This is a genomic window from Sorangium sp. So ce204, from assembly GCF_051526795.1.
GTDB classification, from domain to species: Bacteria; Myxococcota_A; Polyangia; order Polyangiales; family Polyangiaceae; genus Sorangium; species Sorangium cellulosum_B.
Genome location: NZ_CP150317.1, coordinates 3,970,274 through 3,993,840, shown reverse-complemented (window position 1 = coordinate 3,993,840; position 23,567 = coordinate 3,970,274). Strand labels below are relative to the sequence as shown.

Below are 23,567 nucleotides of genomic sequence, written 5' to 3'. Positions count from 1 at the left end.
TCGGGCGCTCAGAAGAAGCTGTGGGTCGCGGCCACGGCGGCGTTGGTCACGAGCGTCTCCACCTTACTCACGCACTGCTTCACCGCCTTCGGGGTGATGTCGAACTCCGCCTCCGCGTTGAATTTGACCGCCGCACCGAGGCTGACCTCCAGCTTGCCCGCGACGCACACGTCGAGCATCAGCGCGAGGGTGATATCCATCACGGTGCCGATCGTGATCGAGTCCTCCCCGCCGATCGTGAGCTCGCCTGTCTGACCGGTGACGATCTCGACCTCCGAGCCGACGATGGTGGAGACGGTGTCGCCGACGGTCGTGTCGAGGATGATGGGGCACACCGTCGTGCTCGTCATCATGCCGGCCGTGGTGGTGTCCGTGATCGTCCCCGCGGTCGTGCTGCTCGTGATGGCGCCGCTGCACGTCGTCGTGTCGCTCATCGTCGCCGCCGTCGTCTTCGACGTGATGCGGTCGGCCCACGTCTCGTCCGAGATCGACGGCACCGGCCGCGCCGCCGACCCCGTGTACGACGCGATCTCCTCGGCCCAGGTGCGGTCGAGGATCCTCGGGTTTTCCTTGAGATTCGCCGGGCTCTCGGAGCCGGTCGTGCTCTCCTTCAGCCTGCCGTAATAGGTGTCCCTCGTGTCGCCGTGGAACGTGGTGATGACGTCGCCCTTGACGCTCTCCTCGATCACCCTCCAGGTGCCGTCGTAGCTCTGGACCCAGCGGATCTCGCTGCTCCCCTCGAAGGTAATGCCCGCCTCCGACACGTGGCCGCCCGACACGTCCCACCCGGAGTCGTGCTCCTGCCGGCCGAGGACGAGCATTCGATAGTTGCCCTGGATGACCTCGACCTTGTCGCCGCGGGTGGTGGTGATGCGGTTACCGTCGGAGTGGTCGCGCCAGCCGCCCTTGGTGTGGAGCTTGGCCGTCTCGGCCTTGCGGTCCGCGACGGGGATGAAATCGGGGCAGCCGTCGCGCGCGCGCTCGTCGTCGATAAAGGTGGTCACCCGCGCCGCGAGGTCCTCCCCCGAGGCCCTTGGCGCCAAGGGGGAGGCGGCGATGCTCGGGTCCTTGACCGCGCCGAGCCGCAGGTACGTGCTCATCTGCTCGGACTCGTTCGCGGCGTCGCTCCAATTCGGCACTTCGAGGAGGAGGTATTTGCCCGACGCGCTCCGACCTTCGGCCTGGCTCATGGACGGCGGAGCTTAACCGGACGCCCCGGCGGGGTCCAGGCAGACGGGCGGCGGCGAAGTCCATGTTCTGCGGCTCGGAGCGCCCGCGCCACGTCAGCGCTTTCCGGCCGGATTCCAGGCGTCCAGCAGCTGCCGCGCGGCGCGCAGCGGGCTGAGCGCGCCGGTCTCCACGAGTGCCTCCACCTCGGGCATCCGGTCGCGCACGGAGGCGCTCTGCAGGAACGCCTCCCGCAGGTGCCCCTCGATGAGCTCGAACAGCCAGCGACGCGCCTGCCCCGCGCGGCGGCGCAGGAGCCAGCCGCTCTGCTGCATGTGCGCGCGGTGGCGCAGCACGCTCTCCCACGCCTCGCGGACGCCGCGGCCCTCCTGGGCCGAGCAGACGGAGGCGACGGGCGCCCAGCCGTGAGGCGCCGGCGGGAACAGGTGCAATGCGCTCTCGTAATCGCGGCGCGCTCGCGCGGCCCTGTCGACGTTCCCGCCGTCGGCCTTGTTGATGATCACGAGATCGACGAGCTCCATGATGCCCCGCTTCACGCCTTGCAGCTCGTCGCCGGCCCCGGGCAGCATGAGGAGCAGGAAACAATCCGTCATGTCGGCGACGGCGACCTCGGATTGCCCGACACCGACCGTCTCGACAAGGATGTTGCGGTATCCGGCCGCCTCGCAGAGCAGGATCGCCTGGCGCGTGGCCCGCGCGACGCCGCCGAGCGAGCCGCCCGACGGCGAGGGGCGGATGAAGGCCCGCGGATCGCTCGCCAGCCGCGGCATCCGCGTCTTGTCGCCGAGGATGCTCCCGCCATGGACAGGGCTGCTCGGGTCGACCGCGAGCACGGCGACCGCCTCCTCGCGATCGCGCACGAGGTGAACGCCGAGGGCGTCGACGAACGTGCTCTTGCCGACCCCGGGCACGCCGGTGATGCCGAGGCGCGTCGCGCCGCCGGCGTGCGGCAGGCAGCGCTCCAGGACCTCCTCGGCGAGCTCCTGGTGGCGGGGGAGCGAGCTCTCGGCCAGCGTGATCGCGCGCGCGAGCGCCGCCCGGTCGCCCGCGAGGAGACCGTCGGCGAGCTGCCTCGGGCTCGCCTTCAACCTAGCGCGCCTCCTGCGACGAGAGGCTCCCGAGCAGCGTCCGGACGATGCGCGCCGCGGCCTCGGGGATGACCGTCCCGGGCCCGAAGATCCCCGCCACGCCGCGCTCCTCCAGATACCGGTAGTCCTGCGGCGGGATCACGCCGCCCGCCACCACGAGGATGTCCCCGCGGCCCGCCTGCCCGAGCACGTCGATGAGCTGCGGCACCAGCGTCTTGTGGCCGCCGGCGAGCGAGGAGACCCCGACCACGTGCACGTCGTTCTCGACGGCGTGGCGCGCCACCTCGTCCGGGGTCTGGAAGAGCGGGCCGATATCGACGTCGAACCCGAGATCCGCAAAGGCGGTGGCGATGACCTTCATCCCCCGGTCGTGCCCGTCTTGACCCATCTTGGCGACCAGGATGCGCGGGCGCCGGCCCTCGAGGGCCGCGAACTCGCGGACGAGCGCCTCCACCTCGCGGCCAGCGCCCGCATCGCGGATCTCCGCGCCGTACACGCCGCTCACCGTGCGCACCGGGGCCTCGTAGCGGCCGAAGACGCGCTCGAGCGCGCCGGAGATCTCGCCGAGCGTCGCGCGGCGGCGCGCGGCGTCGACGGCGAGCGCAAGCAGGTTCCCCTCGCCCGTCTCGGCAGCGCGGGTGAGCGCTGCGAGCGACTCGCCGACAGCAGCCTCCGCGCGGGCGGCCTTCACCTCGCGCAGCCGCGCGAGCTGGCTCTCGCGAACCGCGGTGTTGTCCACCTCGCGGAGCGCGATCGGCGCCTCTCTCTCCAGCCTGAACGCGTTGACCCCGACGATGATGTCGCGGCCCGCGTCGATCCGGGCCTGCTTGCGGGCCGCGGCCTCCTCGATGCGCAGCTTGGGCAGGCCGTTCTCGATGGCCTTGACCATGCCGCCCAGCGACTCCACCTCCTGGATGAACTGCCACGCTCTCCGCGCAAGCCGGTCCGTCAGGCGCTCGACGTGGTAGGAGCCGCCCCACGGGTCGATGACCCGGCAGACATCGGTCTCCCGCTGCAAGAAGAGCTGGGTGTCGCGCGCGATCTTCGCCGAGAAGTCCGAGGGGAGCGCCAGCGCCTCGTCCAGGGCGTTCGTGTGCAGCGACTGCGTGCCGCCGAGCACGGCCGCGAGCGCCTCGATGGCCGTGCGCGTGACGTTGTTGAACGGGTCCTGCTCGGTGAGGCTCCAGCCCGACGTCTGGCAGTGGGTCCTGAGCGCCATCGTCTTCGGGTTCTTCGGGTGGAACCCCTTCACGATCTTCGCCCACAGGAGCCGCGCGGCCCGCAGCTTGGCGATCTCGGTGAAATGGTCCATGCCGATGCCGAAGAAGAACGAGAACCGCCCGGCGAAATCGTCGATATCCATGCCCGACGCGATCCCGGTGCGCAGGTACTCGAGGCCATCGGCGAGCGTGTACGCGAGCTCCAGCTCGGCGGTCGCGCCGGCCTCCTGCATGTGATAGCCGCTGATGCTGATCGAGTTGAACCTGGGTGTCTTCTCGGCGGTGTAACGGAAGATGTCGGCGACGATCCTCATCGACGGCGCCGGAGGGTAGATATAGGTGTTCCGGACCATGAACTCCTTGAGGATGTCGTTCTGGATGGTCCCGGAGAGCAGCTCGGGGCGCACGCCCTGCTCCTCGGCGGCGACGATGTAGAACGCCATGACGGGGAGCACGGCGCCGTTCATGGTCATCGACACGCTCATCGTATCGAGCGGTATCTGGTCGAAGAGGATCTTCATGTCCTCGACGGTGTCGATGGCCACGCCGGCCTTCCCCACGTCGCCGACCACGCGCGGGTGATCCGAGTCGTAGCCGCGGTGGGTCGCGAGGTCGAAGGCCACCGAGAGCCCGGTCTGCCCGGCGGCCAGGTTGCGGCGGTAGAACGCGTTCGACTCCTCGGCCGTGGAGTACCCGGCGTACTGGCGGACGGTCCACGGGCGGACCACGTACATGCTGGTATACGGCCCGCGCAGGAACGGCGGCGCGCCGGCGGAGAAGCCGAGGTGCTCGAGCGACGCGACGTCCGACGGGGCCGCGGCCGGCTCCGGGATCTCCGTCGTGTCGCCGAGCTGCCGCAGCGCCGCGCGCGCGAGGCTCCGCGCGAGCTGCTCGATGGTCCAGCAGCCGGCCGCAGGGCTGTCTCGCGCGTCGAAGCGGGCCTCCTCGCGGAGGATGACCCGGGCGTTGCCGAGCAAGCGCTCGGGCGGCGTGACGACGATGTCGTCCGCGCCGCCCGCGATGGCCGCCATCATCCCGACGATGCCGCGGAGGAGGTTCTTGTGCTCCTCGTCGCCAGGGACCGCGGCCGACGGGATGACGGCGGTGATCGTGGCGCCCGGCCGCAGGCGCTCGGCCAGGAGGCGCGCGGCAGAGAGGCGGGCGATCTCCAGGAAGTAGCTGCATCCCATCGTGAAGCGCAGCTCCGGCGCGCCGCTCCGGAGCTCGGCGACAAGCGACGCCACGAGCGGGCCGCCCGTGGCCGGCGGGAGCGGGGGGCTGTCCGGCGCGAAGATCGGCGGCACGAGGAGCCCCTCGGCGCTCGCCCAGGACAGGTCGTCCGCGGTCTTGCCCTTGAGATCCCGGTGGAGCGCCTGCTTCCACGTCGCGAGCGCGACCGGCGCGAAGTCGGCGAAGAGCCTGTCATCCATGGGACTGCACGACCTCGATGAGGTGACCGAACGGCGCGTCATCGCGCGATCGGGGGTGCACGAAGAAGATCGTCGTGCCCCGGGAGCCCGGCCGCGGCGCCGCGTCGATGATGCGGAAGCCGCGCGCCTTGAGCTCGTCGAATGCGGCCTGGACGTCGCTGACCCGGTAGGCGACGTGGGCGAAGCCCCCGCGACCGCCGTTCTTCTCGATGAGCTTCTGGACGGGAGACTCGGGAGAGAGCGGCTCGAGGAGCTGGACGTGGTTGTCGCTGTCGCCGATGCGGAGCATCACCTCGCGGACCAGATCCGTGCCCCGCACCTCCTCCCGGTGCACCTCGCGGAAGCCGAGCATCTCGTACGCCTTCACCTGCGCGTCGAGCTGCCCGGCGGGCACCGCCATGGCGATGTGGTCGATGAACAGAAACCCGGGAATCTGGTCCTTCATGGGCTCTCGCAGGATCGGAAGGCCGGTCGAGGCTGCAGGGGCCGGCGGTGTCGAGGGGGGCGCCATGCGCGCAGCTTGCGCCGCGAAGCGGGGCGGCGGCAAGAGCTGCGCCGCGCGACGCCGCAGACGCGCGACACAGGCTGCGGGCGTGGGCCGGTGTTGTTATACACTCGCGACGACGCGCGAGAGCGCCAGCGCGCCAGCGCGCCCGGGGCAACACAGGGGGGGAGCGTGCGACATGCAGGGACGGGATCACGACGAGCTCGTCGCGGAACTCGAGCGGCTGCGCCTGCGCGTGAGCGAGCTCGAGAAGGACAGGATCCGTCGCGACGCGGGGGTGGAACGGCTCGAAGACTACGTGCGACTCCTGACGAGCTACATGCCGGCGGCGGTCGCGCTGTTCGACCGCGACATGCGTTACCTGCTGACGAGCAGGCGCTGGCTCGATGACTATGGCCTCTCGCCGCGCGAGATCATCGGCCTCTCGCACTACGAGGTCTTCCCCGAGATCCCGCAGCGATGGAAGGACATCCATGCGCGCTGCCTCGCAGGGGCGAGCGAGCGCCACGAGGAAGACCCGTTCCAGCGGACCGACGGGCGCATCGAGTGGGTGCGCTGGCAGGTCTTCCCGTGGCACGACGAGCGCGGCCAGATCGGCGGGATCATGATGTTCACCGAGGTCATCACCAGGCAGAAGGAGCTCCAGGAGCGGCTGCGCGTGCAGTCTGCCGCCCTTCGCGAGCTCTCGACGCCGATCATCCCGATCTGCGACGATGTGCTGGTCCTGCCGCTCATCGGCACGCTGGACGAGCGCCGCTCGCAGCAGCTGGCGGAGACGCTCCTCAACAAGATCGCCGACAAGGGAGCGCAGATTTGCATCGTCGACCTCACGGGCGTCTCCGCGTTCGACACGCGGGCAGCGAGCGCGCTCGCGCGGATCGCCCAGGCGGTGCGGCTGCTCGGCGCCGAGGTGGTGTTGACGGGCATCCGGCCCGAGGTCGCTCAGGCGCTGATCGGCCTGGAGGTGGAGCTCAGCAGCATCGTCACGCGCCGCGACCTCTCGCACGGGATCGCGTTCGCGATGGCGGCCAGGAAGCCCTGACCGCCCTACCCCTCCGGGCTCACCGGACCCGCCACGCCGGGTGCTCGTCCCCGAGGGCGGGCGCCTCCACAAGGCCGTTCTCGACCGCCCCGTCGTCGCTCTCCGGCTCGCACAGGTACACGGCGATCGCGCCCAGCGGCTGCTCGGTGTCGACCCGGAACCAGCCTTCGGGGGCCCGCCGGGCCTCCTCGCGCCACCGCACCGACACCTCGCCGACCCGGGCTGCCTCCAGGATCGCCCGTCCCCCCTCGGCGCCGAGCGACGCCACCCGGGCGACCTCGACGTCGTGGACGCCCCCGGCCGGCTCGACGCGGAGCCCGTGCCGGCGCAGGGCGTCGGCGATCGCCGGCGGCACGAGGTAGGCCCGCGGCCGATCCACCACCGTGGTCCCGACGAACCGCGCGTGGTGCGGGATCCGCAGGGTGACCGGCTCGCCGTCGAACGCCCGCGGGCTGCGCGTCAGGATGTCGATCGGGGCCCCGGTCGGCTCGAGGCGGTACCGGACCGCGACGCGCTCCGGCGGCCGGGCGCTCGCGGCCACGACCTCGCGGACCGCGTCGGCGTGGGCGGCGACCCAGGAGAGGGCCTCGATCTGCCACGCCGAGGCGGTCTGGACGCGCTCCTCGAACGGGAGATAGCTGTAACACTCGAGCAGCAGGTCGAGCCGCCCCGTGAGCCCGCGGTAGTTCGAGCCGAACCGCGGGTGATGCGGGTAGGTCATCCAGCCGAGGCCGACGGGCGACGCCGGGTCGACCTCGCCGTCCGCGTCGAGGACCCGCTCGTCCTCGACGAAGTTGCCGTACCAGCCGCTCTCGAAGCCGCGCCGCCGGACCGCGGCGATCACGTCGGGGACCAGGCGGTCGCGCACCATCGCGATCGGCTCCGCGCGGCCGGACTCGATGGTGTGCGGCACGTCGACCGTCATGTGGAACCGGTGCACCGACCCGTTGGTCGCGTGGTTGTCGATCGTGAGATCGGGCGCCCAGGGGATGCACACGCGCTGCTGGAGCAGGCGCATCTCGGGCGCGGCCTGGCGGAGGTAGTCGCGGTTCAGGTTGATGCCCTGGCTCTGGGTGCGGGTGCCCACGACGGGACCTGGCTGGCCGGCGAGCTTCCTGAGGTCGAGGCGGCGGTTGCGCGGGTCGAGCGCGTCGTTGCCATCCGCGTTGAACAGCGGAACGACGAGGAGCACGAGCGCGTCGAGCCAGTCGGGGTGTCGGCCGTCGAGCAGATCGCGGACGAGCGCGAGGCTCGCCTCCTTGCCCTCCACCTCGCCGGGGTGGATCCCGTCGAGCATCAGCACCACGGGGCGCCCGGCGCGGCGGGCCTCGTCCGGGGATCGCACGCCGTCCCTGGACAGCACGAGCAGCGGCAGCACCCGCCCGCCCGGGCTGGTCCCGAAGGTGGTCACGTGCAAGCGCGGGTCGTTGCGGCCTTCGAGCGCGCGGACGAACCGCATGACGTCGGCGTGCAGGGAGGTCTCCCGGAATCCGGTGGCTTCGGCGCGGGTGAGCAGCATGGGCCCGATCTCTACCCCGCCGCCCGCGGGAGGGGGCAGCGATCGGCGACGACGGCGCGACGACGGCGCGATGACGGCCCGCCCCGCCGGAAGAGCCCGCACGTGTGGTGGTGTGGCGGGTGTGGTGGACGAAGCGACGGAGTCCGCGTCCAGGCTGGTCAGATCGACAGGACAGGATGCAACCCGAAAGCGTGGAAGGCGCGGCAGGCACGTCAGACACGCATGTCTTCCCGTCGCCACGGTCGCCGGCGCGCGCGGTCGGCGCTCGGTGCGCAACGCGGCGCATGCGGCAACGCGGCGACGCGGCACCAGACGCGCAAAGAACGGATTGTCATTTTGGCAGGATGAGCCATTGTACAGGTGGCGGACGTGTCAGCTTTGGCAGAGCGGCGCCAGAAGCACCGCGATCCATGCGCTGTTTCCAGCGGATGGCTGCTGGCACGACGCTCGCATTCGCAGGAGTGTCACAGGGACGCTGGCAGCGAGCGGGCGCTCGCGAACGAGGCAGGTAGCACGATGTTGAAGATCCTCCGGAAGTTGAATGAAGGGAGCCTCCTCCAGCGCACAATGATGCATATCGCGGTGCTCGTCGCCGGTTCTGCGAGCGTCGTCGCGCTGACCAGCGTTCTGCTCGTGTCGACCGCGAGGACCGTGCTGCCGCGCCACGATGCGACCGAGGCCGACGCCGACAAGGCGGATGAGGAGGAGAGCGCCGACTCGGACGCTGATCCGGGCTCGCCGGAAGCGGCGGCGAGCCCCGCCGGCCCGAGAGGCGCGCCGAAGGCGCTGGCGCAGGCGCGCGTGGCGAATCGACGCGAGAGCGCGCTCCCGCGGTGATCACCGGATCACCGCATCACGGCATCTCCCTCGCGCGAACGCGCGGTTGTCGTCGCCTCGCCCCGAGGGCGTGAGCGCCGGCCAAGGGAACGCCGCGCCAGGACGCCTGCGCTGGATCCGCTCGGCGCACACGTGGTAGCACCGTCGCCGATGACCCAGCCCCCGAGCCCCCTCGCCACCCCTGTCGCGTGGAACATGGTCGCCGACGACTACGCGGCCGACATCGTCCCTCACTTCGAGAAGTATGCCGCAGACGCGCTCCGGCTCGCCGGCGTCGGCCCGGGCGCCCGCGTGCTCGACGTGGCCGCCGGACCAGGCACCCTGTCCCTCCTCGCCGCCGGGGAGGCGCGCGTGACCGCGATCGATTTCGCGCCCGCGATGGTCGAGCAGCTGCGCGAGCGCGCCGCGCGCGCGGGGCTCGCGGTAGACGCCCGCGTGGGCGACGGCATGGCGCTGCCCTTCGAGGACGGCTCCTTCGATGCGGCCTTCTCGATGTTCGGGCTGATGTTTTTCCCCGACCGCGACCGCGGCTTCCGCGAGCTGCTCCGGGTGCTGCGCCCCGGCGGCCGCGCCATCGTCGGGAGCTGGGCGCCGATGGACAGGACGCCCATCCTGGCCGAGCTCTTCTCGGGGATCGGCGCCGAGCTGCCCGGGCTGCCCTTCGGCGAGGGCAAGGCGCCGCTCGGGGATCCAGACGAGTTCCGCGCCGAGATGGAAGCTGCCGGGTTCCGGGACGTCTCGGTGCGCGAGGTGGAGCACTCCCGCGAGTCGCCCTCGACCGAGGAGTTCTGGCGCTCCGTGAGCCGGACGAACGCGCCGCTCGTGCTGCTGCGGGACAAGCTGGGCGAGGAGCGCTGGGAAGCGTTCGGCAAGGCGATCCTCGGCAGGCTGCGGGCGCGGTTCGGCGACGGTCCTCAGCTGCTCTCGATGACCGCCCTCCTGGGCGTGGGCACGCGGTAGCGACGGTCGCAGCGCGGCCGCACCGGCTACGGGGCGACGCGGAGCGTCCGTGACGCCACGAGCGCCCGGCAGAGGGCGATCCGGTCGTCCATGTCGAGCCCGGGCAGCTCGCGCACGTAGAAGATGCCGTGCCGGGCGATGAAGCGCAGCGCGGGCTCGCCCCAGGCGTCGACACGGACGAGCAGCGCGTCGCCGTCGACGAGCTCCGCCTTGCCGTCGCTCAGCCGGACCGACACCTCGCGATCGCGGATCACGCGGCGCGGGCCGCAGACGGAAGCAGCGTCGTTCCATAGCTCGTGCGGCGGCTCACCGTAATGCGCGCTGTACGCGGCCGCGAACTCGTCCCACGTCGCCTCGCGGCAGGCGTGCGTGACGGGCGCGTTGCTCGGCGCGTGGTGCAGGAAGCGCCCGAAGAAGCGCTGGCAGAAGTCGGCATATTCGATTGTAAAGAGAGCAAACTGGTGCCAGGCCTCGTCGACGCGCAGCGAGAACATCGGGTAAGCGCGGGAGCGGTCGGAGTCGACGAGCCAGAGATAACGCACGAGCTCCCGGAACAGCGCCTCTGCCTCGCGTTCGCTGGCCACGGTCTTGTTCATGAGCAGCTTGCTGATGACGAACGGCGCCCGGTAGGCAACGAGATCAGGCCGCCTGGGCGCGCCCGGCGTCACGACGTCTGTTTGCACGGGCTGCGCGGGCTGGGTGAGCTGCGTGGATTGCATGGGTCAGTTCTCCTGGGCTTCGAAGGGCTGAAAGGTCCCCCAGTCGACGAGGGCGCGGGCGAGCGCGAGCTGCTCCGCCTCCGCGAGGCCGGGGATGTCGCCGGGGCGGAGCTCCCGGGCGGCCGACACCGCGCGGAGGGCGGGCCCGGCCCACGCGTCGACGCGGAGCAGGACCTGGGCGCGCCCGCTGCACCGCGCGACGAGCTCGGCGCGGCCCGCGCGGGGCGCCACGTCGAGATCCACGCCCGGCCAGCGGCGCGCGAGGACGGTGTGCGCGCCGAGGGCCTCGATCCGGCCGAGCGACCGGGCGGCGCGCCGCCGGGTCCCCGCGTCGCCGCGGGCGTGAAGGCGCGCGAGGAGCGCGGCGGCCCGCGGGCCCCGGCGCTCGAGGGCGTCGATCTGCGCCCGGCGAACGCACTCCCGCTCATGCGCGAGGAGCGCCGTCGAGAGCGCGTCGTCCGGCTCGGCCCGGGGCGCCATGGGGGTCAGGCCCTCGATGGGGCCCACCTGCGCCTCGATGACCGGACCGTCGTGAGGGCCGAACAGGTGCAGCGAGATGGACCAGCTCCCCGTCGGGTTCCGCGGATCGTGGATGCACGGCCCGTAGATGTGACCGACCCGCCCGGCCTCCGCGGAGAACAGCCGCTTCGGCACGAGCCGCCGCGCGCGGGCCGTCGCGTCCCAGTCGAAGGTCGCGACATCGAGCGTGTTGTGGACGACCGCCGTGACCGTCCAGTCCGAGTGCTCGTGAGCGCCGGCCGCGCGCCCGGGCCGCCAGTACGCGAACGCGAGGCGCACGCCGAGCTCGGGGAGGACGTGGAACGGCGCGAGATCCGGCGCGCCGTCGCGACGGTCGATCTCGAGCGCGAAGAGGTCGAGCAGGAGCTCGTCGTCCGAGAGCCCGGCCCGGACCGCGCCCTCGACCGCGCGGACGTGATCGCGCGGCGGACGGCCGCGGCCCTCGGGGCCCGGGAAATCGAGCCGCCCGAAGAGGGCGGTGAGCTCGGCGAGCCTCATGGCGCGACCCGGAGGTAGTCGCCCTTCACGAGCGGACGGCAGAGCGCCACGCGCTCGCTGTCCTCGAGGCCGGGGAGCTCGCGGACATAGAAGTGGTCGCAGTCGACGATGAACTGCAGCGCGTCCTTCGCCCACGCGTCGACGCGCAGGAGGACGCGCGGCGGCTCCAGCGACCACACGAGCTCCGCCCTCCCCTGCTCGATCCGCACGAAGATGGGGCGCCCGAACGTGACGCGGATGAGCCGGGTGTCGGGCGTCACGGCGAGCTCGTCGCTCCACGCCGCGGAGACGGGCCCGAAGAGCGCCTCGTACGCGGCGCGAAACTCGGCGCGGGTCAACTCGGGGCGCGATCCGGGGCCGCCGCGAGGAGCCGTGTTGGCGGTGTGGTGGACGAACTCGCCGAAAAAGCGGTGTCCGAAGGCCGCGTACTCCTCGGTGAAGAGGACGAACTGGTGCCAGACCTCGTCGATCCTCCGGGAGAACATGGGGACTTGCCGGGTCCGGTTCGCCTCGCAGAGGAAGAGGTATTTCTTTACCTCGTCGAGGAGCCGCGCCGCCTCCTCGCAGGAAGGGACCACCCGGTCCTTGACGAGCTTCTCTTCGAGCCACGGCGCACGGAAGGAGAGCAGTTCGGGGATGATTGACGTGTCCATCACCGCGGACGCGTTGCGAACCTCGTGCCGAGCGGCGCTCACCCGCTCAGGGGACGGGCTCAGATCGGCGTTTTCGGTGCTCGGCGCACCGGAAGCTGGCTGGAAGGGAAGGGCGATGCCAGACGGATTTCCCCAATTGGGAAACGGGTTGCTCAAGCGCCGCCGATACCGCGCCAAAGCGGCCGATACGCCGGCAAAAACGGCGTGGCACGGCCACTGCAATAACCCTCCTCGCGGGACGTCGAGTCCCCGAATGAAATAACCAACCCATCCACGGAGCAATCGCCATGAACGAGCAGATCAAGGTCGAGGTCGAGGTCGAGTCGAAGCAGGAGACCGTCGAGGAGCGCCCTGCGCGCCTGACGGTGGAGGTCCCCACGGAGCTCCAGGCGGGCCTTGCCTCGCCGGTTTGCACCTGTCCGCCCGGCTGCTGCGGCTGCTGAGCCGCCGTCGAGGCGCGGGGGACCGCGGCCCGCGGCGACCGGCACCTCGAACCTGACGACACGACCGCGGAGGCCCGCGCTGCGATGAGCAGCGTCGGGCCTTTCGCGTTCAGGACGCACGATGCGCCGGCGAGGCCGGCCGCTCGCGCCGAAGGCTCACAGATCGAAGCGACCCGACGCCTCGGGCTGATAGACGATGCGCTCGATCCGGAGCCGCCGGGTGCGGCTCGGCGTGGGCCACTCCACCTCTTCGGCCTCTCGACAGCCGAGCAGCGCGAGCCCCATCGGCGCGAGCACCGAGATGCGGCCGCTCTTCACGTCGGCGATCCCGGGAAACACGACGGTCACGCAGAGCCGCTCCTCCGTGTCGAGATCGAAGAGCTCGACCCTGGAGTTCATGGTGACCACGTTCGGCGGGATGTCCGCTGGCTTCACGACGTCGGCGCGCTCGATCTCGATCTCGAGCGCCTCCAGGTTCGGGGAGTCTCCCCCGGGCCGCGCGCGCAGCGCCTCGAGCAGCCGCGCGAGGCGATCGCGGTCAAATTCGGTGAGGACGATGGGGTTCGTGTGAGGTGCCATGAGCTGGGATCTCCTTGTGTCGTCGGTGCGATCCGGGCCTGGCCGAAGGTCCGCGCCAGCGAGCTGGACGGCGTGAGTGCTCGCCCAGGTCGCCCGCGCTGGCGCCCTCGACGCCAGGCCCGCTTCCTTCCGGGAGCGGCCAGCGAAAAACGCCGGAAGGCCGCTCCCCTACGAGCGTGCGGGCGACCTCCGGCAGAGGAGCCGGGATCGCAGGGGAACGAGCGCGCTACGCGCGCCGCGGCAAGGCCACGAACGCGACGCGACAGGGTGCAGGCAGGCGCTCATTCCATGGCATCGTAACACGACGGTGCCCCCCAGAGCCATGACAAGGGGAAGCGGTCCTCATTTCCGTTGTCGTCCCCCCCGACCTTTCATCAACCCCAGGCGGGCTCGGCCATCGACCGGGCTGGTGCCCTGCGAGGTCGACGGCCTCGGCGCCCCAGCCCTAGAATAGCGATCACGTCGATCGAGCGAGAAATAAACCGCCAAGACACCAAGGACGCCAAGATAAGATTCTCTTCTTGGCGCTCTTGGGGTCTTGGCGGCTCGAAATTCTGCGCTTTTCAGGCAATTTCAACCCGTCTATCGCTCCAGTGGACTGTTCGATAAGCTTGTTCGCCATCATTACGCGGCATCCCGCTCAACCCAGCGGTGCGTCTTCTGCCGCGCCCAGGACCACCTGGACGGGTGAGCGTGGAGCTGGTCGTACTCCCGGCAGCGACGGCAGGATCTCTCGGGTTACGTCTTGCTCGGGGACCCGGCGGTGCGGCTGCCGGCGAGGCGCAGGCGCCTGAAGAAGGACGCGGTGAGCGCGGGGTACACGGCGCGGGGCGCTGGAGCGGTGAGCGCCGAGCCCGATCTGTAGCCGGCATCACTCATAGCGACATGCCGGGGGCGTGCGAAGCAGGGCGCCGGGCATGTGGGACATGGCCTGGTGCCTGCTCGACCAGACACCTGCCTATGTCCGACATACCCGGGGGCGTCACCGAGCAGGCGCCCGCCCATGTCCGACATGCCCGGGGGCGTCACCGAGCAGGCGCCCGCCCATGGCCGACATGCCCGGGGGCGTCACCGAGCAGGCGCCCGCCCATGGCCGACATGCCCGCCGCTTGCTCGTCGAAGGCACCGGCCCATGTCTGACCTGCCTACCGCCGGCCGCCCAACCACGTGATCGACGCTCCCGCGAAGCCGGGTCGCGTTGGGCGAGCTCTCGCAGGCTGTGCGGGCGGAGCAAGGATTGAGGCAGGGGCAGGCGCCGTCGGGCACGGGGAGGCTCACGCGCGCAGGGCTCCCGGAAGTGAAGCCGAGGCCGAGACGCACGCGGGGCAGCCCGCAGGCTGTGAAGTGAAGGCGACCCGCTAGACTGGCTCTCACGCCAGCGACGACAACCGCCATGCCGAGGCCGTCCTCCGCTCCCTCGCGCTCACGGGTGCGCGATGACGATCAGCGCCGGCGCCCGCTCCAGCACAGCCCCCACGCACTCGCGGGCCGTCAGCGGATCCAGCGCGCCGAAGCTCTCGTCGAGGATCACGGCGTCCGAGCGCTGGAGCAGCGCGCGCGCCAGGAACAGCCGGCTCCGCTCGCCGTGCGAGAGCTGCCACCCTGTCTCGCCCACGACCTGATCGAGCCCCGAGGGCATCCTGTCCAGCAGCGGCCCGAGCCCCAGCTTGCGGCAGACGACCTCCGCCTCCCGCCGGTCCTCGGGCGACGCGGGCCACGCGCGGCCCATCAGCAGGTTGAACGCGAGCGTCCCGGAGAGCACGTGGTTGTCGTGGAACTGCGGCGCGCTCGCCACGCGGCTGCGCCACGCCGCGCCGCCCAGCGTCCGCCGGTCGAGGCCGCGCAGGAGCACGAGCCCCGACGACGGCGCGTGAAGGCCGCTGAGCACGGCCGCGAGCGTCGACTTGCCGCCGCCGGAGCGCCCCTCCAGCAGCAGCCGGTCGCCCTTCGAGAGGACCAGGTCGCAGCCGCGGAGGACGGGCTCGCCGCGCTCCCCGTCGTAGCGGAACGACACGCCCCGCGCCTCGATCACGACGTCCGACGCCGCGGGGCGCCCGAGCACGGCCTGCGGGATCCCCGCCGGCTCGCGCCCCTCGGCCGCCACAAAAAGCCGGGCGATCGAGCGCCACGACACCGCAGCCGAGAGCAGCGCGCCGAGGCTCGTCGCCAGCGTCGCGAACGCGGCCTGCGCCTGGAGGATGCCGCCTGTCGCGACGACGAGCGGGCCCGCGCCCACCCCGCCCAGGACCGCCGGGACCAGGCCGAGCAGCCCGAGCGCGAGCCACCCGCGCGCCGGGAGCGACGCAAGGAGATCCCCCACGCTATCCATCCCGCGCGCGGCGCGGTGGTAGCGCTCGAGCGCCGCGTCCTCCTCCAGGTGGTGAAGGTGCGAGGCCTGCTGGGCGACGCGCGTCCGGTGCCCGACGACGTGCTCCACGAAGCCGCTCGTGATCGCGAACCGCTCCCCCGTCCACGCCGCCCGCTCCCGGGCGAAGCGGCGCCCGAGCAGCGCCACGGCGAGCGTCCACCCGAGGAGCAGCGCGACGTGCAGGCCGCCTCCGGCGCCGGCGGCGAGGACCGCCGCGGCGCTCGCGAGCTGCACGAGCGCGACGATCGCCCCGAGCGCGCCGCCGAGCCCGGCCGTCTCGACCGCCTCGGACTCGGAGACCATCGCCAGCAGCTCGCCCGAGCCGCGCGCCCGGATCGTCGCCGGATCCAGGCGGAGCGCGCCGCACAGCAGGCGCTGCTTGAGGAGCGCGGCGACGTCGATCGTGAGCATGCCCCCCGTGAACGAGGCGAACAGCTGCACGAAGAGCGCCGAGAGCGACAGGAGCACCCACGCGAGCAGCCACCCCGGCTGCACGTCGCCGTCGAGGGCGCCCGCGCCGATCAGCCACCAGGCGAAGACGCCGAGCGCGATCTGCAAGGCGGCGGCCGCGAGGAAGATCGCGCCCCGGCGGAGCACCCCGCGCCTCGAGAGCAGGCGCCGGAAGCTCGACCCTGGATCGGGGCGCAGCAGCCACACGCCGTCGATGGGGCGATCCGCGACGAGCTGGGCGAGCAGCTCGTCGCGCGCCCGCGCGGCGCGCCGCGGCGGGACGCGCGCCGCGGCGAGCCACTTGTCGACGTGCGACGCGGGGCGATCCTCGAGGTGGGCGGTGAGCGCCCGGCGCACGGTCTCCAGCGGGATCCGCGCCGGCGTGAGCGCCGGCGTCAGCACCGAGAGCCCCCGCCGGCCCGCGGACATCACCGCGAGGTAGCCCTGCTCGACGCGGACGATCGAGGGGCCGAGGGACGGGAGCGCGCGCGCGAGCTCGGCGAAGCTGCACTGGACGGCCTCCGCCTCGACGCCCATGCACCCCGCGTACGCCTCGATCCACGCGGTGGGGTCGCCCTCCGGCGGCGCGCCGGGCGACGGCGCCGCGCCGCTCGCGAGCCCGCACGCGGCCGTCAGCGCGCTCATCGCGTGGCCGAGCGCGGACGGCTGCCACGCGAGCCCGCCCAACGTTGCGGCCTGTCCGGCCTCGCCCGCCCTCACGGCGCCCCCTGGAGGCCCTGGAGGAGCCGGCCGCCCTCCATCGTCGCGCTCCGGAAGCGCTCCTTCGACCACACCTCGTCGCGCGCCCGCGCGTCCGCCTCGGCGAGCGCGCGGTAGCGGCTCCGCGGGTCGTCCATGAGCTCGCGCGGCGCGCCGTCCTCGACGACCCTGCCCCCCTCGACGACAAGCACGCGGTCGAAGCCGAGCGTGTCCATGACGTCGTGGCTGACGAGGACGAGCGTCGAGCGCCCCCAGTGCTCCCGCGCGCGCGCGAGCAGCTCCCGGCGCCGCTCGCGCTCGAGCCCGCGGAACGGCTCGTCGAGGAGCACGAGGCGCGCGTCGCCCTTCATGAGCGCCCGCGCGAGGCGGACGCGCTGCCCCTGCCCGCCCGACAGGCGCGCGCCCCCCTCGCCGATCGCCGCCTGCAAGCCGTCGGGCAGGCTCTCCAGGACGCCGGTGAGCTCGGCCTGGCTCATGGACAGGGGCACGCGCGCGAGGGCGTCGCCGGCGTGGCCAAAGGTGATGTTCTCGAGGAGCGTGCGGTTCCATAGCTGGATCGCCGGGTCCACCCACGCTGTCGCGCGGCGCAGGCGCAGGGCCGCCGCGTCGTCGAAGGGGCGCCCGTCCACGAGCACCTCCCCCCCGGACGCCCGCAGCCACCCGAGGAGCAGCGAGAGCAGCGACGATTTCCCCGCGCCCGACGCCCCCACGATCGCGAGGTGCGCCCCCGCCGGGACGCTCAGCGAGACATCGGACAGGAGCGTGTGCCCTCCGGCCTTCACGCTCACGCCCCGGAGGTCGATCGACGCGGCGCACGCGGCGGCCGACGCGGCGCCCTGCGCGGCGCGCGCCGCGTCGGCGGCGTCCTCGGCGGGCGCGCGGGGCAGGTCCATCTCCGGCGCCGCGAGCGGCGCGAAGAGGCGCACGGACGCGTTGCGCACGTTCTTCCAGCCGAGCAGCGCCGCGACGAGCTCCTGGGCCGCCGCGGGGAGGCGGAGCGACCAGAACACGAGCAGGAGCAGCGCCGCCGCCGGGCCGCCGGAGGCGACGTAGCCGCCGACGATCGCGACCGCCACGGCCGTGCTCGCGATCCCCTGGGCGGCCTGCATGGCGGTGGACTGCGCGTGCACGAGCCGGCCCGTCCGCGCCCACTCGACGAGCAGCGCCTCGTGCTCGCGCCGCACCGCCCGCTCCGCGCCGTGGACGCGGATGGGCACGACGCCGAGCAGGGCGTCGAGGTAGAACCGCTCGAGCGACGCCGCGTGCGTGCGCAGGCGCATGAGGCTCTCCACGAGCGGCCTCCGCGCGAGGTACGGCGCGGCGAGCGCGACCGCCGCCGCCACCAGCGACAGCCAAGCGCCGCCCGGGTAGAGCCAGACGACCCCGAGGAGCGTCGCGGCGAACGAAAGCGCCGCGCGCGCGATGCGGGCGAAGAGCGCCGGGGCCTCGCGCATCAGGTGCATCGCGTGGCCCCGCGCTGTCATGTCCGAGGTCGGCCGGCTGCGCAGGTAGCGATCCTCGAGCCGCGGCAGCTTCTCCAGGAACGCGGCGCGGAAGCGCACCTCGAGGGCGCGCCCGAGGCGCGAGACGGCGTGGGCCACGAAGATCTCGAGCGCCAGGCCCCCGGCGGCGAACGCGACGAGGGCGAGGAGCCCGAGCGCGCGCTGGTACGCGACGGTGACGCTCTTCACCGCGTCGAACAGCCCGCGGAGGACGACCACGTCGATCGCCGCGATCGCCGCGCTCGCCGCGAGCGCCACCCCGACGAGCGCGAGCGCCCCGCCCGCGTCGGCGCGCAGCATCCAGAAGAACAGGCGCGAGGGGGACGGCGTCGGCAGCTCCAGCTCCCGGCGAACGGACGCCGGCAGCGCCGCGGTCGCGCTCGCGCGCGGCGCGGGCCGGTCCGGCGCGGCCGCGCGCGCGGCCTCGGGCGCGGCGCTGCCACGGTAGCTCGGCGGCGGCGCGACAGCCGAGGACGCAGGCGCGCCCGCGGGCGCGGCCGCGCTGGCCTCGCCCACGCCGCGCTGGCGCGGGCCGACGTGGACGATGACCGCGCCATGCACGAGGAGCTTCCCCGGCGCCTTGCCCTCCGTGGCCCAGAAGAACCCCTTCGGAATGGCGCCCGCCTCCCCGGCGAGCGCGCGCTCGAAGACGCCCTCGAGCACGCGCTGCGCCTCGCCCCCGCGCGCGATCGCGCCGCCGCGGACGAGGCGCGCCACCATCCGCACCGCGGCGTCGAGCGCCGCGAAGGGCCGCCACCCCGGGTCCGCATCGGCCCGGACGATCAGCGCCTCCCCGTCCGCTCGCAGCGCGCGCAGCTTCGCGCGGAGCGGGCCGAGCGAGTCCGCGGACGACGCCCACCGCCGCCACCGCTCGATCGAGATCGGGATCGGGAAGTGCGGCATGTCCTCCATGAAGCGCTCCGCGTGCACCCAGCGGCGCCCGCTGCCGGGGTCGAGGATCTGCACGAACGGCCCGAGCCGGCGCCAGACCACCACGAAGTGGAGCGCGCCGCCCGCGCCGCGCTTGACCACGATCGCGGGCAGGCAGTCGGCCTCTGGCAGGAGGAAGCTGTCGTGGGGGACCACCACCTCGGCCGTCGCGAGCCCGAGCTCCTGCCCGAGCGCGGCGAGCGCGTCGATCGACGTCCCGTCCACGTCCGTCTGGCAGCGGTCGCGGAGCCACTCGTAGTGCACGTCGACGCCGAACCCCTGCAGCACCGCCTTGAGCGCGGCGGGGCCGCAGTCCATGAGCGACGCCTGCAGCACCTCGGGGACGAGGAACGCGCGCTTCATCGCGCGCCTCCCGGCGCCACGGCGCGCAGGAGGAGCGCCCACGGAGAGACCCGCTCCACCTCGACCTCGGCGGTCCCAGGCATCCCGTGCTGCACCGGGATCGACGCCGCGCTCTCCGGCCGCACGAGCAGCTCGACGCGGATCGCGCCGTCGTACGGCTCGCTCGCGACGTGGGAGACCTCCCCCTCGATCATGCCGAACTGCGTCCACGCGAACCCGTCGAGGCGCATCCGCGCCCTCTGCCCGGGGACGACGCGCCCCACCGCGTCGGACGGCGCGAAGAGCGCGACGGCGTGGAGGTCGTCGCCCGGGACGACCGTCGCCACGAGGTCGCCCGGCTTGAGCACGTCCCCCACCTGGAGCGCCGCGATGTTCCCGAGCTTCCCCGCGATGGGCGCGCGGACCTTGCGCCGCTCGATCTGCGCGAGCGCCGTGTGCACCGCCGCGTCGGCCGCCTGCTGCTCGGCCACCAGATCCCCGAGCGCGCGGGCCAGCTCGGCGAGGCGGGCCGCCGTCTGCCGCTCGTCGTGGCGCCCCGCGACAGAGAGCCGCCGGAGATCGGCGCGCGCCCCCTCCGCCTCGAGGCGCTCGCCGGCGGCGCGGCTCTTCGCCTCGAGGTGGTCGGCCGTCGACGCGAGCCGCTCGTCGTGCAGGCGCTCGGAGATCGCGCGGAGCTCCTCGCCGTGCGCGGCGGAGAGATCCCGCTGGCGCAGGCCGATCCTGGCGCGCGCGACCGAGGCGTCGGACAGCTTCACCTGCCACGCGCGCACCTCCTCCTCGACCGCGATCTGGTGCCGCAGCGCCTCGATCTTCGGCGCGAGCGCGGCCGCCCTCGTGCGCTCCTCCTCCAGGCGCCGCTCCTCGACGCCGGCGTCCAGCTCGACGAGCACCTCCCCTTGCTCCACGTGGCGGCCGAGCGAGACCTGCACCACCGACACGCGCCCGGGCTCGGCGGCGGCCACGCGGTGGGCCATCCGGCTGACCTCCAGGCGCGCCTTCCCGGTCGTCGCGTAGACGGAGACGCGCGCCGCGCGCATCCAGCCCGCCCAGGCGCCGAGCACGGCGAGGATCACGGCGAGGCGGATCCAGGTCCTCGGACCGCGCTCGATCTCGAGCGACCGCATCGTGCGGAAGAACGGCGAGGCCACGTCAGCACTCCTCCAGCGCGACCTTCTTGCGGGGCCGCGCGATGCCGTACGCGTTGAGCTTGTTGGTGAGCGTGCGCCGCGACACGCCGAGGAGCTCGGCGGCCCGCGTCTGGTTCTGGCGGGCCTGCGCGAGCGCGGCGACGATGCGGTCGCGCTCGAAGGAGCGCAGATCCCCCTTGATCCCGGCCTCGACCGGCGCGCGCGGCGCCTCCAGCATCAGGTGGTCCGCGCCGATCGGCCCGCCCTTCGACATCACGACCGCGCGCTCGACCACGTGGCGCAGCTCCCGGACGTTCCCCGGCCAGGCGTGCGAGAGGAGCGCGGCCGTCGCCTCCTTGGCGAGCGGCGGCGCCGGGCGCGCGAGCCGCCGCGAGAGGCGCGCCGCGAAGAGCTCCGCGAGCGGCAGGATCTCGGCGGTGCGGGCCCGGAGCGGCGGGATCCGCAGGGTGATCGCGTTGAGGCGGAAGTAGAGGTCCTGGCGGAAGCTCCCCTCCCGCACCATCTGCTCGAGATCGCGGTGCGTCGCCGCGATCACCCGGACGTCCACGCGCCGCGGGCGCGTGCTCCCGACGCGGACGATCTCGCCGTACTCCAGCGTGCGGAGCAGCTTCGCCTGCGTGCGCGGGGACAGCTCCCCCACCTCGTCGAGGAAGAGCGTGCCCTCGTGGGCGGCCTCGAACAGCCCTTCGCGCGGCGCCACCGCCCCGGTGAACGCGCCGCGCTCGTGGCCGAAGAGCTCGCTCTCGACGAGCGACTCCGACAGGCTCGCGCAGTTGACCTTCACGAAGCGCTCGCGCGGGTGCCGCGACATGCCGGCGATCCACTCCGCCACCACCTCTTTCCCCGTCCCTGTCTCGCCGAGGATCAGGACCGGCAGCGGCGTGGGCGCCACGGTCTCGAGGGCCTCGCGCAGGCGCCTCATCTCCGGATCGAGCGCGAGAAAACCGCTGGAACAGCCATCCATCATGTAAGCTCCCCCTCGCGCCGAAGGCGCGGGACGGCGTGTCGCAAGTGCGACCGAGTTCAGGCGCGAGCCGAAGCAAGTCGGTGGCCAACACGCCGATCCATCGATGAACGGACTGGCCTGATGCCCGCGTGCTCCGTGGCGGCGCGAGGCACCGCCGAGGAGAGCGAGCAGGACGCGCGGGATGTCCCGCGCGGAGGCTGCGCGTCGAGGCTCGCCGCGCCGCCTGGAGGCCGGAGCCTCCATCCGATGGCGGGAGCCGCCACCAGGGAGGAGCGAGACGCTCACGGCGCGGGCGCGCCGCTGTCATGGACTGTCATTGCGTCGCGCGTCGATCTGGCCGGCCGGCCAGCGCGGGCGCCGACGTCGAGGGCGGCCGCGCCACGTCGGCGCGACTTGGGCAACATCGGCACGTCGTGCGCCACGCCAACGCGGGCACCGCGGCGCGTGGTCCTCGCCGGAGACCGAGCGCGTGTTCGTCCGCGCGGGGGCGCCCCGCTGGCCGCTGGCGTGCAGCCAGCAGGATCCGGGCGCGGCGGGTGTTATCGCAGGATGCCGAGGGCGGTCTCGATCTGGTTGCGGGCGACGACGCCGTGATCGTCGACCGAGTAATCGTCGGCCTCGAGCCGGAAGGTGCGCGTCGCGGTGACGTCCGCCCGGCCGCTGAAGCGGTACGGGATGACGGGCGACGTGAGCGTCTCCCGGAGCAGCTGGAGGCCGAGATCGACGGGGACGCTGACGGGGACGCGGACCTGGGTCGTGCGGTCGGAAGCGAGCCATACGCCGTCGCCGTCGGCCCGGAAGTCGACCGGCAGCGGGTAGCGGCCGGCGAGCACGACCTGACCGCGCACCGCGCGGACAGCGACGTCGTACGAGTTCGGGTTGTGGACGTTGACGACGATCGTCATGAGGATGCCGAGGCTCGGCGGGAAGCCGATGCGGATCCCTGTGATCTCGGCGTGGTCGAGCTGCATCGTCGGCTTGCTGACGCACGCGGCGCCGGCGATCGCCGTCAGCGCTGCGAGCGCGAGCGCGAGCGCGGGCAGGCGGCGCTGGGGGTTGGTCTTCCGGGGAAACGGCACGAGCGCGAGCTTAACCGCGCAGGGCCACGCCGTCACCTCGCGGCGTGGCGTGGCGGGGCGGGCGCGGCGAACGGCGGCGCGCGGAGAGCTCGGATCACGACGGGAGGTCGCATGCAGTGTGGCTGTCGCGCGATGCGCGCTCAGCAGTCAAGGCCACGCCACGCATCCACGACCGGCCGGTGTCCATCGCGGCCAGAGACGATCTCTGGCTCCACCCCTCGAAGGCTCCCGCCGCCGAAGGCCTTTATCATCTCGTCGTGTCGCGTCGTTTCGCGTCGTTTCGCGCACCTCGGAGAGGCCCTCGGCGGCGTCGACGGGCCGGCGGATGGGGCCGCTCGCGCGCCCGGCGAGCTCGACATCATCGAAGGACCAACTGGTCCGGAAGTTGCTTTAACGGTGCATGTGATGCCTCTACCCAAGATCTGCGCCGCCGAGCTCATGACCGAGAACCCCCGGACCGTGCGGGTCGACGACCCCATCGGCGAGGCGGTGAACGTGCTCCAGACGATGGACTTCCGCCACGTGCCGGTCGTCGACGAGCAGGGTGAGCTGGTCGGGATGCTCAGCGATCGCGACCTGCGCGCGCTCCAGTCGCCCTACGCCGAGGACACCGCGGCGGTCGGGGCAGCGCCGCGGAAGGCCAGCGCGCCGGTGTCCACGATCATGAGCGGCAATGTCGTGAGCGCCAGTCCGGACGCGGACGTGACCGAGCTCATGGAGCTCATGCTCGACAACAAGATCGGCGCGCTCCCTGTCGTCGACGGAGAAGGTGCGCTGGTCGGCATCGTCAGCTACGTGGACATCTTTCGCGGGCTCCTCGGGGAGGAGTGACCGCCGCTT

The 23,567-nt window shown here is 72.8% G+C and carries 19 protein-coding genes; 5 read left to right on the top strand and 14 right to left on the bottom strand.

The features are described from left to right. Positions 1–8: 8 nt before the first annotated feature. The 4 genes from WMF22_RS14960 to WMF22_RS14945 form a co-directional block, all read right to left on the bottom strand. On the bottom strand, positions 9–1,190 hold the full coding sequence (locus WMF22_RS14960) for a hypothetical protein (RefSeq protein ID WP_438036172.1): 1,182 nt from the start codon (positions 1,188–1,190) through the stop codon (positions 9–11). 93 nt (positions 1,191–1,283) lie between these two features. Further along, positions 1,284–2,276 (bottom strand): methylmalonyl Co-A mutase-associated GTPase MeaB, encoded by a 993-nt coding sequence (gene meaB / locus WMF22_RS14955; protein WP_438036171.1) that lies wholly within the window; start codon positions 2,274–2,276, stop codon positions 1,284–1,286. A 1-nt stretch (position 2,277) separates the two neighbouring features. Continuing rightward, positions 2,278–4,926, bottom strand: coding sequence for a methylmalonyl-CoA mutase (gene scpA, locus WMF22_RS14950; protein WP_438036170.1), 2,649 nt, complete (start codon positions 4,924–4,926; stop codon positions 2,278–2,280). Beyond that, positions 4,919–5,371: a VOC family protein gene (locus tag WMF22_RS14945; protein ID WP_437299758.1), complete on the bottom strand. Its 453-nt coding sequence runs from the start codon at positions 5,369–5,371 to the stop codon at positions 4,919–4,921. Before WMF22_RS14945 ends, scpA begins: the two co-directional genes overlap by 8 nt. Before the next feature lie 238 nt (positions 5,372–5,609). Here WMF22_RS14945 and WMF22_RS14940 point away from each other — a divergent pair, with 238 nt between their 5' ends. Continuing rightward, a complete protein-coding gene (locus WMF22_RS14940; RefSeq protein ID WP_438036169.1) occupies positions 5,610–6,473 on the top strand; it encodes a PAS domain-containing protein in 864 nt (287 codons plus the stop codon). Between the two features lie 19 nt (positions 6,474–6,492). Here the strand turns inward: WMF22_RS14940 and WMF22_RS14935 are convergent, their stop codons facing one another. Further along, positions 6,493–7,992, bottom strand: a complete 1,500-nt coding sequence (locus WMF22_RS14935; protein WP_438036168.1) for a M14 family metallopeptidase — start codon at positions 7,990–7,992, stop codon at positions 6,493–6,495. Between the two features lie 516 nt (positions 7,993–8,508). Here WMF22_RS14935 and WMF22_RS14930 point away from each other — a divergent pair. Both WMF22_RS14930 and WMF22_RS14925 read left to right on the top strand, forming a co-directional pair. Further along, entirely contained in the window at positions 8,509–8,829 is a 321-nt protein-coding gene (locus WMF22_RS14930) for a hypothetical protein (RefSeq protein ID WP_438036167.1), read from the top strand. A gap of 150 nt (positions 8,830–8,979) precedes the next feature. Next, complete coding sequence (locus WMF22_RS14925) at positions 8,980–9,789, top strand: class I SAM-dependent methyltransferase (protein ID WP_438036166.1); 810 nt, start codon at positions 8,980–8,982, stop codon at positions 9,787–9,789. Positions 9,790–9,815: 26 nt separating this feature from the next. Here WMF22_RS14925 and WMF22_RS14920 read toward each other — a convergent pair whose 3' ends face one another. From WMF22_RS14920 to WMF22_RS14910, 3 genes are read right to left on the bottom strand one after another with little or no spacing between them, the layout of a single operon-like run. Then, positions 9,816–10,508 (bottom strand): glycine-rich domain-containing protein, encoded by a 693-nt coding sequence (locus WMF22_RS14920; protein WP_438036165.1) that lies wholly within the window; start codon positions 10,506–10,508, stop codon positions 9,816–9,818. Between the two features lie 3 nt (positions 10,509–10,511). Further along, on the bottom strand, positions 10,512–11,525 hold the full coding sequence (locus WMF22_RS14915; protein ID WP_438036164.1) for a hypothetical protein: 1,014 nt from the start codon (positions 11,523–11,525) through the stop codon (positions 10,512–10,514). Then, positions 11,522–12,178 carry a hypothetical protein gene (locus WMF22_RS14910; protein WP_438036163.1) on the bottom strand — a complete coding sequence of 219 codons (657 nt, stop codon included), beginning with the start codon at positions 12,176–12,178 and terminating at the stop codon, positions 11,522–11,524. Before WMF22_RS14910 ends, WMF22_RS14915 begins: the two co-directional genes overlap by 4 nt. A gap of 287 nt (positions 12,179–12,465) precedes the next feature. Here WMF22_RS14910 and WMF22_RS14905 point away from each other — a divergent pair, with 287 nt between their 5' ends. After that, positions 12,466–12,621, top strand: coding sequence for a hypothetical protein (locus WMF22_RS14905; RefSeq protein ID WP_437299750.1), 156 nt, complete (start codon positions 12,466–12,468; stop codon positions 12,619–12,621). Positions 12,622–12,777: 156 nt separating this feature from the next. Here the strand turns inward: WMF22_RS14905 and rnk are convergent, their stop codons facing one another. The 6 genes from rnk to WMF22_RS14875 all read right to left on the bottom strand — a co-directional run bounded on the left by rnk (position 12,778) and on the right by WMF22_RS14875 (position 22,727). Beyond that, positions 12,778–13,200: a nucleoside diphosphate kinase regulator gene (rnk, locus tag WMF22_RS14900; RefSeq protein ID WP_438036162.1), complete on the bottom strand. Its 423-nt coding sequence runs from the start codon at positions 13,198–13,200 to the stop codon at positions 12,778–12,780. Positions 13,201–14,623: 1,423 nt separating this feature from the next. After that, positions 14,624–16,738 carry an ATP-binding cassette domain-containing protein gene (locus tag WMF22_RS14895; RefSeq protein WP_438036161.1) on the bottom strand — a complete coding sequence of 705 codons (2,115 nt, stop codon included), beginning with the start codon at positions 16,736–16,738 and terminating at the stop codon, positions 14,624–14,626. Beyond that, positions 16,735–19,533: an ATP-binding cassette domain-containing protein gene (locus tag WMF22_RS14890; RefSeq protein WP_438036160.1), complete on the bottom strand. Its 2,799-nt coding sequence runs from the start codon at positions 19,531–19,533 to the stop codon at positions 16,735–16,737. The genes WMF22_RS14895 and WMF22_RS14890 overlap by 4 nt, the downstream gene beginning before the upstream one ends. Beyond that, on the bottom strand, positions 19,530–20,681 hold the full coding sequence (locus WMF22_RS14885) for an HlyD family secretion protein (RefSeq protein WP_438036159.1): 1,152 nt from the start codon (positions 20,679–20,681) through the stop codon (positions 19,530–19,532). The genes WMF22_RS14890 and WMF22_RS14885 overlap by 4 nt, the downstream gene beginning before the upstream one ends. Before the next feature lies 1 nt (position 20,682). Next, positions 20,683–21,648, bottom strand: coding sequence for a sigma-54 interaction domain-containing protein (locus tag WMF22_RS14880; protein ID WP_437299745.1), 966 nt, complete (start codon positions 21,646–21,648; stop codon positions 20,683–20,685). A gap of 539 nt (positions 21,649–22,187) precedes the next feature. After that, on the bottom strand, positions 22,188–22,727 hold the full coding sequence (locus WMF22_RS14875) for an LEA type 2 family protein (RefSeq protein WP_438036158.1): 540 nt from the start codon (positions 22,725–22,727) through the stop codon (positions 22,188–22,190). Between the two features lie 405 nt (positions 22,728–23,132). On the opposite strand from WMF22_RS14875, the gene WMF22_RS14870 reads away from it, so the two are divergent. Next, entirely contained in the window at positions 23,133–23,558 is a 426-nt protein-coding gene (locus tag WMF22_RS14870; RefSeq protein ID WP_438036157.1) for a CBS domain-containing protein, read from the top strand. The last annotated feature ends 9 nt before the right edge of the window (positions 23,559–23,567 follow it).

Coding starts and splice junctions, on each gene's coding strand:
- WMF22_RS14945 (WP_437299758.1), bottom strand. CDS start 5,371: ATGAAGGACCAGATTCCCGGGTTTCTGTTCATCGACCACATCGCCATG.
- WMF22_RS14930 (WP_438036167.1), top strand. CDS start 8,509: ATGTTGAAGATCCTCCGGAAGTTGAATGAAGGGAGCCTCCTCCAGCGC.
- WMF22_RS14910 (WP_438036163.1), bottom strand. CDS start 12,178: ATGGACACGTCAATCATCCCCGAACTGCTCTCCTTCCGTGCGCCGTGG.
- WMF22_RS14940 (WP_438036169.1), top strand. CDS start 5,610: ATGCAGGGACGGGATCACGACGAGCTCGTCGCGGAACTCGAGCGGCTG.
- WMF22_RS14925 (WP_438036166.1), top strand. CDS start 8,980: ATGACCCAGCCCCCGAGCCCCCTCGCCACCCCTGTCGCGTGGAACATG.
- WMF22_RS14870 (WP_438036157.1), top strand. CDS start 23,133: ATGCCTCTACCCAAGATCTGCGCCGCCGAGCTCATGACCGAGAACCCC.
- WMF22_RS14880 (WP_437299745.1), bottom strand. CDS start 21,648: ATGATGGATGGCTGTTCCAGCGGTTTTCTCGCGCTCGATCCGGAGATG.
- rnk (WP_438036162.1), bottom strand. CDS start 13,200: ATGGCACCTCACACGAACCCCATCGTCCTCACCGAATTTGACCGCGAT.
- scpA (WP_438036170.1), bottom strand. CDS start 4,926: ATGGATGACAGGCTCTTCGCCGACTTCGCGCCGGTCGCGCTCGCGACG.
- WMF22_RS14915 (WP_438036164.1), bottom strand. CDS start 11,525: ATGAGGCTCGCCGAGCTCACCGCCCTCTTCGGGCGGCTCGATTTCCCG.
- WMF22_RS14935 (WP_438036168.1), bottom strand. CDS start 7,992: ATGCTGCTCACCCGCGCCGAAGCCACCGGATTCCGGGAGACCTCCCTG.
- WMF22_RS14905 (WP_437299750.1), top strand. CDS start 12,466: ATGAACGAGCAGATCAAGGTCGAGGTCGAGGTCGAGTCGAAGCAGGAG.
- WMF22_RS14890 (WP_438036160.1), bottom strand. CDS start 19,533: ATGAAGCGCGCGTTCCTCGTCCCCGAGGTGCTGCAGGCGTCGCTCATG.
- WMF22_RS14960 (WP_438036172.1), bottom strand. CDS start 1,190: ATGAGCCAGGCCGAAGGTCGGAGCGCGTCGGGCAAATACCTCCTCCTC.
- WMF22_RS14920 (WP_438036165.1), bottom strand. CDS start 10,508: ATGCAATCCACGCAGCTCACCCAGCCCGCGCAGCCCGTGCAAACAGAC.